General features: G+C 65.4%; 11 protein-coding genes, 1 tRNA gene and 1 pseudogene. 5 read left to right on the plus strand and 8 right to left on the minus strand.

Annotation, left to right across the window (positions count from 1 at the left end):
- The coding region (locus tag V7116_RS18280; protein WP_324393403.1) for an NAD(P)H-hydrate dehydratase at positions 1-1,561 on the plus strand (1,561 nt) is incomplete at its 5' end.
- 176 nt (positions 1,562-1,737) lie between these two features.
- Here the strand turns inward: V7116_RS18280 and V7116_RS18285 are convergent.
- The 3 genes from V7116_RS18285 to V7116_RS18295 are packed head-to-tail and all read right to left on the minus strand — an operon-like array spanning position 1,738 to position 2,974.
- On the minus strand, positions 1,738-2,151 hold the full coding sequence (locus tag V7116_RS18285) for a YtxH domain-containing protein (RefSeq protein ID WP_324393404.1): 414 nt from the start codon (positions 2,149-2,151) through the stop codon (positions 1,738-1,740).
- 10 nt (positions 2,152-2,161) lie between these two features.
- Positions 2,162-2,656: a hypothetical protein gene (locus V7116_RS18290; RefSeq protein WP_324393405.1), complete on the minus strand. Its 495-nt coding sequence runs from the start codon at positions 2,654-2,656 to the stop codon at positions 2,162-2,164.
- A gap of 39 nt (positions 2,657-2,695) precedes the next feature.
- Positions 2,696-2,974 (minus strand): hypothetical protein, encoded by a 279-nt coding sequence (locus V7116_RS18295; protein ID WP_324393406.1) that lies wholly within the window; start codon positions 2,972-2,974, stop codon positions 2,696-2,698.
- Between the two features lie 322 nt (positions 2,975-3,296).
- Between V7116_RS18295 and V7116_RS18300 the strand changes: the two genes are divergently transcribed.
- A complete protein-coding gene (locus V7116_RS18300; RefSeq protein WP_324393407.1) occupies positions 3,297-4,841 on the plus strand; it encodes an SRPBCC family protein in 1,545 nt (514 codons plus the stop codon).
- A 34-nt stretch (positions 4,842-4,875) separates the two neighbouring features.
- Here V7116_RS18300 and V7116_RS18305 read toward each other — a convergent pair.
- Positions 4,876-4,951, minus strand: a tRNA-His gene (locus tag V7116_RS18305).
- Positions 4,952-5,064: 113 nt separating this feature from the next.
- Between V7116_RS18305 and fmt the strand changes: the two genes are divergently transcribed.
- A complete protein-coding gene (fmt, locus tag V7116_RS18310; protein WP_324393408.1) occupies positions 5,065-6,057 on the plus strand; it encodes a methionyl-tRNA formyltransferase in 993 nt (330 codons plus the stop codon).
- Positions 6,058-6,385: 328 nt separating this feature from the next.
- On the opposite strand, the gene V7116_RS18315 is transcribed toward fmt, so the two are convergent.
- The 4 genes from V7116_RS18315 to V7116_RS18330 form a co-directional block, all read right to left on the minus strand.
- Positions 6,386-6,919 (minus strand): nitroreductase family protein, encoded by a 534-nt coding sequence (locus V7116_RS18315; protein WP_324393409.1) that lies wholly within the window; start codon positions 6,917-6,919, stop codon positions 6,386-6,388.
- The gene (locus tag V7116_RS18320; RefSeq protein WP_324393410.1) at positions 6,897-8,720 is read right to left on the minus strand and encodes a DUF6909 family protein; all 1,824 of its coding nucleotides are present in this window, start codon (positions 8,718-8,720) and stop codon (positions 6,897-6,899) included. The genes V7116_RS18315 and V7116_RS18320 overlap by 23 nt, the downstream gene beginning before the upstream one ends.
- Before the next feature lie 49 nt (positions 8,721-8,769).
- Positions 8,770-9,303 (minus strand): toll/interleukin-1 receptor domain-containing protein, encoded by a 534-nt coding sequence (locus V7116_RS18325; protein WP_324393411.1) that lies wholly within the window; start codon positions 9,301-9,303, stop codon positions 8,770-8,772.
- A gap of 289 nt (positions 9,304-9,592) precedes the next feature.
- Complete coding sequence (locus V7116_RS18330) at positions 9,593-11,182, minus strand: M2 family metallopeptidase (protein ID WP_324393412.1); 1,590 nt, start codon at positions 11,180-11,182, stop codon at positions 9,593-9,595.
- 276 nt (positions 11,183-11,458) lie between these two features.
- On the opposite strand from V7116_RS18330, the gene V7116_RS18335 reads away from it, so the two are divergent.
- Both V7116_RS18335 and V7116_RS18340 read left to right on the plus strand, forming a co-directional pair.
- Positions 11,459-12,298: a carbohydrate deacetylase gene (locus tag V7116_RS18335; RefSeq protein ID WP_324393413.1), complete on the plus strand. Its 840-nt coding sequence runs from the start codon at positions 11,459-11,461 to the stop codon at positions 12,296-12,298.
- Positions 12,299-12,318: 20 nt separating this feature from the next.
- Positions 12,319-12,713: pseudogene (locus tag V7116_RS18340) on the plus strand (hypothetical protein); the annotation flags it as partial.

The raw sequence follows: 12,713 nt of genomic DNA on the forward strand, positions 1-12,713 counted from the left end.
TGCGATTCTGGTCGGTCCCGGCAACAACGGCGGGGATGGTCTGGTCGCGGGGCGCGTGCTGGCGGAGGAACTGCCCGGCGCGCACGTCGGCCTGTTTTTGCTCGGCGCGCGCGGCGACGATGACGAGAACTTTGTGCGCGCCCGTGAGGCGGGCGTGTTCATCGCGGAGGCCGAACAGGACGGCGCGCAGGGCTTCCGCGTGCTGCAAAATCTGGTCGCCAACGCGGACGTGGTGATCGATGCGCTGTTCGGCACGAGTCTGCGCCTGCCGATTAAGGGCGATGCCGCGAAAGTGCTCCAGGCGGCGCGCAAAGCCCTGACGCTGCGCAGCGTCGAGCATCCCCAGCGCAGCTACGCGACGCCCGCCGATCCCGAGCAGGCGCAGTCGTGGTCCGGCCCGGTGATCGTCGCGGTCGATGCGCCCAGCGGCCTGGACTGCGACACGGGCGATCTGGACCCGGCGGCGCTCCATGCCGACGAAACGATCACGTTTGCCGCGGCCAAGCCGGGCCTGCTGACCTATCCCGGCGCGGAAGCGGTTGGCACGCTTCGTGTAGCCAACATCGGGCTGCCCGCGCGCCTGCCGGAACTGGACGACATCCCGGTCGAACTGGTGGACGTGGCGCGGGTCGCGGCCAGCCTGCCGGAACGCTCCGCGAACAGCCACAAGGGCACGTTCGGCAGGCTGATGGTGACGGCGGGCAGCCTGAACTACATCGGCGCGGCCTATCTGGTCGCCAGCGCCGCGTACCGGATCGGGGCCGGGCTGGTGACGGTCGCCGCGCCGCAGATCCTCGTGCCGACGCTGGCGGGCATGATCCCCGAAGCGACGTGGCTGCTGCTGCCGCACGACATGGGCGTGATCAACGAGTCGGCGGTCAAAGTGCTGCGCGAGGAACTCGGCAGCGCCAGCGCGATGGTGCTCGGCCCCGGCCTGGGCCACGAAGCCGTCACGGCGGATTTTCTGCGCTCGCTGCTCGTGCCGCAAAACGATGTGCAGCATGCGCGCTCCTTCGGTTTCGTGCCCGTCGATGAGCCGGGCGAGGCCGCGCAGGACGAATCCGCGCTGCCGCCGCTGGTCATCGACGCCGACGGGCTGAATCTGCTGGCGGGTATGGACGACTGGCCCGCGCTGCTGCCGCCAAATACGATCGTCACGCCGCATCCGGGCGAGTTCGGGCGGCTGGCGGGCATGCAAACCGCTGAAGTGCAGGCGAACCGGCTGGCGCTGGCGCAGGCGAAGGCCGCCGAGTGGAACTGCATCGTGGTGCTCAAGGGCGCGTATACCATCATCGCCGCGCCGGATGGACGCACCGCCGTGCAGCCGTTTGCGACGGCGACCCTGGCGAAAGCCGGGACGGGCGACGTGCTCAGCGGCACGATTGGCGGGCTGCTGGCGCAGGGCCTCGCGCCCTTTGACGCGGCGGTCGCCGGGGCATGGCTGCACGGGCTGGCGGGTGTGCAGGCCGGGAAAGCGCTCGGCACGACGGCGAGCGTCACGGCCAGCGACGTGCTTGACGCGCTGCCCGAAGCCTATGCGACGGCGGAAGCGGCGAAGTAGAGACGCGGCACAGCGCCCCTACAAAATCCAGCAGGGTGTTTGATTTTCTTCCCGCTCCAACGTGATCGGCTGAGGAGCCGGGGGGTGAGATTACTCCGCACGGTTGATACAAAAAAACAGCCTTACCGGGCGATCCCGTGAGGCTGTTTCATGCTGCGAGTGTGTGTCTTGGGCAGTTACCGCTGCTCCGGCGGCGCGTCAAGCGCGTGCTGCGCGTAGCTGGCGGCTGCGGCTTTTTTCTGCGCCGCGATCGCCCGGCCTTCTTCGAGGCTGTCCTCGACCGATTCGCCCTTTACGCGGTCTTGCACTTTGTCCACCGCGCCGCTGACCTGATCCTGTACCTTGTCGACGGCCCCGCTGACCGTGCCCTGAATCTGCTCGACCGTATCCCCGATCTGATCGATCGGCTTGCGCACGGCGCTCCCGGCTTTGCGCCGGATGATCACCCCGCGCTGGCGGATCTCGTCGCGCGTTTCCGCGCCGCGCCGGGGCGACAGCCACGCCGCGATGGGGGCGCTCACCAGCGCGCCCGCAAGCAGTCCGCCGATGAAGCTGAGCACCAGCCCGTCTTCGCCTGAACGTTTAGCCATAGAGCGTCTCCTAACTGCGACGGTTGCCGCGCATCAGCCGCCGTATCCCGATCACCTCGCGCAGCAGGCCGCTCACGCCTGCGGCGACCGCGCTGGCTTTGATGACCGGCTCGACGAGGTTTTGGCTCATGAACTGGGCCGTGCCGCGCACCGTGGTCACCGTTTCCGTGGCGTTATCGACGATGGGCTGGACCTCGTTTTGCAGCAGGTTGATCAGCGCCGCAAGCTGTACGACCAGCACGATCAGCGCGATGCCCATCAACATGCCTTCCATCGCCAGCACGATGATGAAGATGTCGCGGATGATGCCTACCCAGTTGGCCGCGTCGTCGGGGTCCGCGAAGATGGCGACCAACAGCGCCGCGATCAGGCCAATGACAAAAATCCCGACGATGACGCCCAGCCCGACCACAGGCCAGAAATACCACTTACGTCCCTTATCCTCCTGGGTATCGGAGTCCTCGATGGGGGGCACGCTGTAGGTCGTTTTCGGTTGATCCGCCATATGATCCTTTCCTGTTGTTGGTTAGCCGTCTGGGCGGCGTCAGGCGCGAGAGCTGTGGCGCGCGGGCTGCCGGGTGAGCAGCCGCGCCACTACCAGGGCCAGCCATGCGCCGATCGTTGCCGTGAGCATGTGCAGCGGGCCGATGTTCATCATGTCGAAGTTGACGAGCTCCCCGAACGTGTGGCCGAGCGCAAACCCCAGCCACGCGGCCAGCAGAAACAGCGCCAACCGGCGCGCATCGCCTCCACTGACAAAATGAAAGGCTGCGCCGTACAGCGTCGCCAGGACGAAGCCGAAAACGAGCGATGGACTGGGCATATGCGCTTAACTTTTCAGACACAGAGCCCGGGAAGGGGCTGCGGCTCCCTGGTCGTGGGCGTGATCGCTTCTTGCGCCCATGATTTCACAAAGCTACAATGCATCTAGTTTAACATAGACCTGAGCGAGCGACGAAAGGCGCGCGGGCTATTTGGACTGAAATGGGCCACCTGACCTAAGGCTATGTCGGACAATGGGTCCCCCGGCTTTCAGCCCGTTTCGTAGTACGCTAAAATAGAGTCGGTTGGCGTGCCCCGCGCGGCGGTTTGCGGTGGGGCGTACGCCGCCTTGCAGATGTACCGGTAACCATGGATGGCGGACAGTGCCACTTATCGACCAACGTATTTTAATTGACGCGCCCACCGAAACGGTGTGGAGCCTGCTTTCTGATCCGAACAAGCTGCCACGTTGGCACGCGGGATGCACCGGCATATCAGTCTTGACGACGCTGCCGACCGGGGTAGGGGCGCGCTGGCGCTGTTCCCTGGCGAGCGGCAAAGACGTGATCCAGCAGATTACGGCCTGGGTGGATGGGCTGGGCTACGAATACAGCATCCTCGAAGGCGGTTCCGCCCGCAGCTACCAGTCCCGTTTCCGTTTGCAGCCGGGGCCTGACGGCACGTCGGTGCAGTGGACGATTACCTACCAGCCGAAGGGCATTCTGGGCTGGATTCGTGACCGCTTCAAAGGCCGCCGCGAAACGGCCCTGATGATGGCGACCAGTCTGCGCCAGTTGAAGCGCGAAGTGGACGCGATGGGCGTCCGGCTGGACGAAGAGGCCCGCGCGCGTTTCCTGATTCGAGAGCGTTTGAGCGCCGACCAGCGCGCCCAGTACAATCCACGTTTCGCCCGGCCCGTCGAGGCCGAGATCGCGGTGGGCAGCCTGCCCGGCGCGATGGCAGCGCCCGCCGAAGTGGAACCCGTACAAACGCCGGAACCGGACGAGCCGCCCGTGGCCGATCCAAGCGCGCCCTCGTTCGTAAACGAAATCGTGCGTGAAGAAGCCGCCGACGAGGTCACCGAAGCGGATACCAAGCCCAAGCCGCCCGCGGGCCTGAAAGCCGCGCTCTCGCCCGCTGGCGACGCGGCCAGCAGTCCCTCGCCGTTTGCGCGTCCCGCGGCTCCCGCGCCTGTTCCGCCCTCCGAAGAAGACGTGCCGCTGTCGGAACGGCTGACGCCGCCCGAAGGCACGCCGATCATCACACCGGATATGCTGAGTTCGGGCAGCGAGGACATCACCGACGACAGCCTTCTGATCGTTCGCCCGCCGGAAGATCGTGCACCTGCGCCGCTGGTCAAACCGCAGCCGCCCGCAAAGCCTGCGCCGGAAACGCCGCTGCCTGCGCCGCCCGTCGAGGCCTTGAAACCGCCGCCGCCTGCTGCGCCGCCGGTAGCGCCGCCCACCGATCCGACCAAAACCCCGCCGCACGGCACGCCCGCCGTCGGTACGCCGCGCTCGGACCTGCCTAAGACCGGTCCGCTGCGCCGCACCCCGCCGACGGCGATGCCTCCCGTCGGCAGCACGCCGCGTCCCGTGCCCGAATCGGAGCCCGGATCATCCCGCGCGACCCTGCCGCCGCCGACGTCCAAGTACGATACGGGCGAGGTCACCATCTGGGAAGTGTTCGGCATTCAGCGGCCCAGCGACGCGGATGCCGCCGCGCTGGACGAGCTGATCCAGACGGTGCACAGCCGCGAGCGTGCGGCGTTGTGGGCGAAGGGGCACAGCAAGCGTCCGGCGCATGTTCGGATGCTGTCTACGGTGCTGGGGTTGCGGGTAAGGCTGGCGCTGGAGCGTGCGCTCGTGCGGTTCGGCCACCTGCCGACGGCTGCCGGTGGCGCGAATGGGCAGCCCGAGGAAGACTGAAAACAAAAACCGGCGCTTTATGCGCCGGTTGGGGTGGGGTGACTGGAGGGATTTGAACCCTCGACCTTCTGATCCACAGTCAGACGTGCTAACCACTGCACCACAGTCACCATGAATGGGGCGATTGTAACATAGACATGGGCGGGTGACCAGAGTCAGTTTTGGACGAAATCGTTACTTAAAACGCTGCCACGCGGTGGAGTAGTGGTAGGGGGAGCAGCCGATGACAAACGCAAAAAGCCGGGTCATCTTCATGGGAACGCCCGATTTTTCGGTGCCGACGCTGTCGGCGCTGCTGAGTGCGTCTGACTTCGAAGTGGTGGGAGTGGTGACGCAGCCCGATCGCCCCGCCGGGCGCGGGCGCGACGTGCGCGAATCCCCGGTCAAACAGGTGGCCGTTGAGTCAGGCGTGCCGGTTTTCCAGCCGGAGACGCTGCGCTCTGCCGAGGCAGTCGAGCACCTGCGCGCCTGGGATCCTGATTTTCTGGTCGTGGCGGCGTTCGGGCAGATTTTGCGCAAGGACGTGCTCGACCTGCCGCGCGTAGCCCCGATCAACGTGCACGCCTCGCTGCTGCCGCGCTGGCGCGGCGCGTCCCCGATCCAGGCGGCGATTCGTGGCGGGGACAGCTACACGGGCGTCACGACGATGGTCATGAATGTCGGCCTCGATTCCGGCCCGATCCTGCTGCAAGATTCGATCCCAATCCTCCCGTATGAAACGGGCCAATCGCTGCACGACAAGCTCGCCCCGCTGGGCGCGAACCTGCTGATCCACACGCTGCGCTGGCTGCTGAGCGGTAGCATTTTCCCGCACGAGCAGCCCTCGAATGCCGATCTGATCTCGTACGCGCCGCAGCTCAAGAAAGAAGACGGCGAAATCAACTGGCGGCAGAGCGCCGACGAGATCGACCGTCACGTGCGCGCCTACAAACCCTGGCCGGGCACGTACACTTTTTGGGACGGCAAGCTGCTGAAGATCCTGGCGGGGTATCCGCTGGCGATCGACATCGGGGTGCCGCCGGGGGTCGTGGCCGATACGCAGGGCGCGGCGTTTACGAAGGCGACGCCGTTTGTGATCGGCACGGGCCGTTGGGCCTACGCGCCGACGCAGCTTCAGCTCGCCGGGCGGCAGGTGATGGAGGCCGCCGATTTTCTCAATGGCGCATCGGGATTCCTGGGCAGCCGCCTGGGCAGCGTCCCCGAGCCGGAGGAATAAAGCGCAGCCGTTCGCGGCGATCCAGATTCAACCAAACAGGTTTTCGTAGGGGCGGGCTTCAAACCCGCCCTTTTGCGTTTACAGGGGCGCTCGCTTCCACCGTAGGGGCGATGCTTGCATCGCCTGTTAAGGAAAAAACGGGTAGAGCAAGCTCTACCCCTACGGCCATCAACCCTGGCGACTCACAGAAAATGGTCTTGTAGACACGTATTGACGCCCGTTAACTTGCTAGGCATGGGGCAATTCATGAATTGCCCCTACGGGGTGCGTGAAAACAAAAAAAGGGCGCATCACAATACGCCCCCGACGAAACCGGAACGAACCGGGATCACGCGTTCTCGTCCCACGCCTCCCACGACGCGACGTCCTCGAACGAGCGGCGGCCCTCTTTGCGCGGCGCGCGCCCGCGCGGATCGATGTCGGGATGCGGGTAGCCGAACGAGATCGCCCACGGCACGGCGCGATCGGCGGGCACGCTCAGCGCCGCGCGAGTGCGATCCGGCTCGTAGACGGTCGCCATGCACGACCCGATGCCCAGTTCCCACGCCGCAAGGATCATGTTCTGGCTGGCGCGGCCCAGGTCGAAGGGCGTGGTCAGGGTGGGCGGCTCGTGCATGTCCTTGACCACCATTACCACGGCGAACGCGGCCCCCGCCAGGTGCGTGCACCAGGGCCCGCACTGGCTGAGCGTCTGCAGCGTGTCGCGCTGCGTGACCACGACGAAGGACCACGGCTGGCGGTTTTTGGCTGAGCCGGACAGCCGCCCCGCGTTGACGATCTGCTCGATCTGCTCGCGGGGGACTGGCTGGTCGGTGAACTGGCGGACGGAGCGATTGGACTTAATCGCCTCGGACACGTCCATTATTGTCTTCTCCTTGTTCGACGATCGGCGCAACCGGCGCGGCATCGGTGCGCTGTTCCTCGGCGGCCTTGTGATCGGGCTTTCGCCCGGCCAGCCGCTGAAGCTCCACGCTGAAGATGCGGCGCAGCGTGGCGATGGCGGTCGCGTAGGTCGGCTCCGCGCCGATGTAGCTGAGCCGTCCTGCGCCCAAATTGCGGCCTTTGCTCATCGGCGTATCGCTGGCGTAGTGCAGGAAGCCCAGGTCGAATGGCGCGATGTACAGGTTCACGATCTCGTCGACCGGGTGACGCTGGGCGCGCACCATCTCGTACGCGGCGGAGAGATACGGCCCGGCCTCCATCTCCACGATCGAATAGCCCTCGCGGTAAAACACATCCATATAGCGCGCGTTCTGCAAATACGTGCCGCGCACGGAGACGACTTTCTGATTGTCGAGCACGCTGGTCAGGGTGAGGTAGGGCAGCACATCGGCGGCGGAAAAACAGTTGCCGAACAGGTATGAGTTTTCGCTGTGCTCGTCGTAGACCACGTTGGCGATGAGCACGTCACCGATGCGCGCGTTGAGCGTCGCCGCCTTGCCGATCACGTAAATACCCTGCATGTACGTCACGTATTGGCTAATTTTCGCCAGCACGTGATAGGCCGCCATGCCGAGTGGGTAGTCGATGTTGACGATCAGGGCGTCGCTGTCGCGCAGGCGGTCGAATGCCTCGTCGTCGCAGCACATCAGGCGCGGATCCATGCGGTCGCGGTCGATTTTGTTCAGCTCGATCACCTGCGCTTCGATGTCGAAGCCGTGCAGGCTCGGCACGCGTTGGATGCCGACCTCGCGCTCGGTCTGGACGCGGCGCTTCTCTACGTCGCCCATGGTAGCGTAGCGGCGCAGGGCGTAGTACAGGAAATTGCTCTTGTTGTTGTACTGGTCGCGCACGCCGACGTAATCGTACTCGGCCTTCAGGCTGGGGTCGCCCGCGCGCTCCACGAAGTTGAGGATCTGGTTTTCTTCGGCCAATGCGAAGCCGCTGATCAGGTTGGGGATGGCGTGCACGTTGCTGGAGATGAAATAGACCGGGCGATCCTCCAGGCTGACCGGCGCGACCGACTGCCGCACGTTGAACCACCAGTCCGAGGTGGCACGCTGGTAGTTGATGTACGTCCCGGCCAGCAGCCGCACGGCGAAGCGCTTGGGACCGCGCGCGATGGTTTGCAGCATGGGCCCCATGCCGACGCCCCAGGCTTCTTGCAGGCGGCTGAGTTCGTCGGGCACCATGCCGAGCGCCCGTGCCAGATCCGCGATGCGCGCCAGGGACGAATCGGCGCTGTACGCGGCCAGGGCCGCCTGTACGCTGTTGGCTTGCAGCAGCGGGTGCAGCTTGTTCCACTCGATCTGGAACGCGACCAGGATCGGGATCAGGTCGTCGATGTCGGACCGGCTGGCGATGTACACGGCCAGCGTGTCCTTGCCGTTGTAGAGCATCCGGCGGCGGCGCGCCGGGGCGACTACGCGCTCCCACTGCTCGATGTCGTCGTACCCGTGCTCGCGGAATACGCGGTCGCTTTGCCCCAGCACGACCTGGGTCACGTTGGCGATGCAGGCGGGCAGCCGCATGATGCTGTAGAACAGCGCGGACGCATCCGGGATGGCGGTGCGCGCGCCGACGTGCAAGGAGGAGTTCATCGCGATGTGCGCTTCTTCCAGCGCGTCGAGTTGGACGGCGTGGCTGGAGCGCAGGAGCGAATAATAGGTGCGGATATACAGTTCGATCTCTTCGCTGCCGCTCTTGGGTACGGTTCGATCCATGGGCCTATCCTACTTGATTGGGCACATCAGTTGGGTATTGTGTTCTATCTTACACCGGAATCCAACCAAAAACGATCCCAAGTGCCACACAGAGGACCATCAGCACGACCAGCGCCACCACCAGTTCGAGGCGTCTGCGGCGGCGCGCGGGGGAGGCGGGATGCGTCGGGCTGGCGGTGGGCGGCTCGATCAGCAGGCCGGCGGCGGGCGGCAGCGTGCCGAGCAGATCGGGCAGCGCGGCATCGTAGTCGCCGCTCCAATCGAGCACGGTGGCCTCCGCCAGCGCCAGATAGCGCGGCAGATCGCCGGGGGTGCGGGCCAGCACCACGATGGGGCGTTTCAGCCGCTTGGCGAGCACGCCCTCGTGCCGGATGCCCGTCCGGCGGCGCTCGGCCAGCGACAGGATCATGATCATCGCGCCGCAGGTGCGGATCGCCTGCCGCGTCTCGGACGCCCAGCCCATCGAGCCGACCTCACTGACCGGATCGATGAACACGGCATATCCGGCAGTCTGGAGATCTTCCGCGAGGCGGTGGGCCAGCGCGTAATTGTCGGTCGGGTAGCTGATGTAGAGGTGCTGCATAAGGGTCAGCGATTAGCCAGGGTAGACCACACGATCCGTAGGGGCGGGGCTTGCTCCGCCCGGTTTTCAAGGCAGTGCCGGTGCGATAGGTGGCGGTAGGGGCGTATCGCAATACGCCCCTACAAAACGTCACCGGATACGTGCTTGTCTCCCCTCTCCAACTTGATTGGAGAGGGGCCGGGGGTGAGGTCGCGGTGATGCCCGGATGGTTTATTGTTCGTCGCCCGCGTCTCGTAGGGGCAATTCACGAATTGCCCCCGCGCGAACCGCCCCGAAATCGATCTGCCGCCTAATACGCGAACTTCTGCACGAAATAATCCGGGTTCAGCTTTTCGCCCGTGGCGAATTCCAGCGCGTCGTTCCAGTGCATCGTATTGCCCGGCGCGAAGATGCGCTGCATGAAGAACTGCCCGGCGGCGGGCCGCCCGATGATGCCGCCCGCGTGCTCGGTCAGCCAGCCGGTCCACTGCAACGACATCATGCGGCCCAGCAGATAGTTCTGGTAGTAGGCCGGGGCCAGCGCGATGTGGTACTTCGCCGCCCAGTCGGGATGCTGCTCGCGGCCTTCGGGCTTGTTGAGCAGTTGGTATTTCTGCACCAGATCCCACCACAGGCCGTTGAGGTCGCGCGTCGGATCTTCGTACATGCCGCGCTCGAAGTTGACCACGACCATCACCCACCGCGCGAAGATCAGTTCTTCCAGGCGGAAGCGGGCCGCGCCCGCTTGGCCGCGTTCGGCGGCTTCGTCCGCGGACGCGCCGAGCACCTGCTCGTGCCAGTCGGGATCGAGCGTGGCCGCGCCCATCAGCATCGCCATCGCCTCGGTGGTCAGAATGTGCGGGAAGCTGCGCAGCAGCCAGGGCAGGTCGCTCGGGATGTTGCTGTCGTACACGCCGTGACCCAGCTCGTGCAGGATCGTTTCGGTCCAGCGCAGCGACGGCTGGAGGTTGCACAGGATGCGCACGTCGCCTTCGCGGTCGATGTGCGTGCAGAACGCGTGCTGATCCTTGCCCTCGCGCTCGTACAGATCGCTGCGCGACAGGATGCCGCGCACTTCCATGCCCAGCCCGTCGTACGTTTTCAGCGCCAGATCGACCAGATCCTTACCCTCGAACAGCGCGTCATAGTTCAGCCCGCCGACCATCGGCGCGCGCTGGAAGAACGGATCGGCGTAGTGCCACGGCATCAGCTCCTCGACCGGCACGCCGAAGCGCTTGCTCAGTTCCGCGTCCATCTCCGCCTTGACGTGGCGGAACGGCTCGTCGGTTTTAGCCGCCAGCTCGTCGAGCATGGCGTACAGCCAGTCGGGGTCCAGCTCGTTGAGCGCCAGGCTCATGCGGTGGAAGTTGTCGTAGCCCATGCGCTGCGCGGCGTCGTTGCGCAGTTCGGCCAGGCGGCGAATCTTGTCCGCGACGACCGGGCCGATCTGCTTGCTGGCTTCCCACGCCTCGCGCCGCTTCTCGGAATCGTTCTCCGTGGCGAGGATCTGGTCGATAGCGTTGGCCGTCAGGCGTTTGCCGTCCACTGCTGCGCGGAAGTTCGTGTACGCGTCGTCCAGGCCCTTCTGCAGCTCGGTCATTTCGTCGATCGTGTGCGGATCGCGCTGGCCTTCCGCGAACATCAGGTGCAGCAGGTGGACCTGCCGCGCCAGCAGCGGATCGCCGTCGGCGGCATTGTCCTCGTCCCACGCTTTGAACTTCTGGTACGGTTCGGGATCGGCAAAGTAGCGCATCCACTCGCCGTTGGCCTCGGCCATCGCGTTGAGGGCCTCGGGCGTGCCGGTGGTGGCGGCTTCCCACTGTTTCAGGTTGATCGCCTTATAGCGTTCTGCGATTTGTGCGACCGTTTCATCGACGGCGGCGCGGAGAGAATCAGGCATAGCACACACCTCAATTCAGAAAAAAGTCAACAAGTAGCATCGGGAAGGCGCGATGAGCCGGGCGGAACGGGGCGCGGCAAAGAGGGCCCGCGCACCTGACGTGGGCAGGAGTCGGCAGCGATCCTGGCTGGTCCCGCCTGACGCTCAAGGCTGAACATCTCCTGATGAAAGTAACACAAAGCCGGGCGAAAAACGAGAGGCGGTTGCCTTTTAATGCGTGCCGGAGTAGGCTATCAGACAAGCTGCGATCAGAAGCGAAGGTACGGCAGAGAATAGATGAAGAAACTTATTGTCAATGCGGACGATTTTGGCCTGACCGCCGAGATTTCGCGCGGCATCATCGAGGGGCACCTCGACGGCATTATTACGTCCACCACCGTCATGATCAATTTCCCCGCTGCCGCGCCGGGCATCCGGCAGGCGCAGGCCGAAGCGCCCGATCTGGGGCTGGGGCTGCACCTCAATCTCGTGGACGGCGCGCCCATGCTGCCGCCGGATCGGGTGCCCTCGCTCGTGGACGCCAACGGCCAGTTTTACCCTTTCAGCGTTTGGCCGGGCGTCTTCGGACAGTTCGTGCCCGCCGAAATCGAAGCCGAGATGCGCGCCCAGTTCGACCGCTTCGTGTCGATCGCCGGGCGTGCGCCCGATCATCTCGATTCGCACTACCACGCGACCTATTTGCTGCCCTTTGCGCTGCGTACCATGCTGGCGATGGCCGCCGAGCACGATCTGCCGCTGCGCAATGTCGGCCTGGACCTGATCCACGAGCGCGCCACCATGTTGATCCAGCAGCAAATGACCGCCCTGGGCGCGGACCTTGAGCACACCATTCGCTCGATTCTGGCCGCGCATCCCGCGTCGCAGTTCCCGGCGCGCCTGGAAATTCACTTTACCGGCCCGCAGGCGACGCTGGGTGATCTGCTCGTGATCCTCAGCATGCTGCCCGACGGCAGCGTCACCGAGCTGCTGGCGCATCCCGGCCACGGCGGCGAAATCCCCGACGCACGCCGCGAAAACGAGCTGGCGCACCTGATGCACCGCGCGACGCGGGAACTGGTGGACGCGGAGGGGATCGAGTTGGTGACCTTTGCCGGGGTGGCCGCGCGCCGGTCGTAAACGCAACGGAGTGAACCGCGATGGGCAGTAGGAACGGGCCGCCGCGCTCGCACGACGACGAGCCGGGCGAGATCGAATACGGCGATTTTCCCGACGCAAGCGACGATCTGTGGATCGATGACGACGAAGACGTGATCGAGCTGGAGGATCTGGACGACGACGCAGGTGTGTTGGGACTTGAAGCGCCTGCCGTGGAACCGGAGGCAGTCGAGGTTGCTGCGGCGGACGAGCCAGCCGCCCCGGACGCCGACGACGCGCTGCGCGAAGAACTGTTCGCGGCGATCGCGGATCTGGCCGACGAAGCGGACGAAACGCCGGAGCCTGCCACCCCTGCGCCCGAACCCGTCAGGGCGGAGACGCCGCCGGAGCCTCAGCCGTTCATTCAGCCGGAAGCCGCCGCGCCCCCCGTCGTGCC

The organism is Aggregatilinea sp., from assembly GCF_036822615.1.
GTDB lineage: Bacteria > Chloroflexota > Anaerolineae > Aggregatilineales > Aggregatilineaceae > Aggregatilinea.

Coding starts and splice junctions, on each gene's coding strand:
- V7116_RS18285 (WP_324393404.1), bottom strand. CDS start 2,151: ATGGCTAAACGTTCAGGCGAAGACGGGCTGGTGCTCAGCTTCATCGGC.
- V7116_RS18290 (WP_324393405.1), bottom strand. CDS start 2,656: ATGGCGGATCAACCGAAAACGACCTACAGCGTGCCCCCCATCGAGGAC.
- V7116_RS18295 (WP_324393406.1), bottom strand. CDS start 2,974: ATGCCCAGTCCATCGCTCGTTTTCGGCTTCGTCCTGGCGACGCTGTAC.
- fmt (WP_324393408.1), top strand. CDS start 5,065: ATGACAAACGCAAAAAGCCGGGTCATCTTCATGGGAACGCCCGATTTT.
- V7116_RS18315 (WP_324393409.1), bottom strand. CDS start 6,919: ATGGACGTGTCCGAGGCGATTAAGTCCAATCGCTCCGTCCGCCAGTTC.
- V7116_RS18320 (WP_324393410.1), bottom strand. CDS start 8,720: ATGGATCGAACCGTACCCAAGAGCGGCAGCGAAGAGATCGAACTGTAT.
- V7116_RS18325 (WP_324393411.1), bottom strand. CDS start 9,303: ATGCAGCACCTCTACATCAGCTACCCGACCGACAATTACGCGCTGGCC.
- V7116_RS18330 (WP_324393412.1), bottom strand. CDS start 11,182: ATGCCTGATTCTCTCCGCGCCGCCGTCGATGAAACGGTCGCACAAATC.
- V7116_RS18335 (WP_324393413.1), top strand. CDS start 11,459: ATGAAGAAACTTATTGTCAATGCGGACGATTTTGGCCTGACCGCCGAG.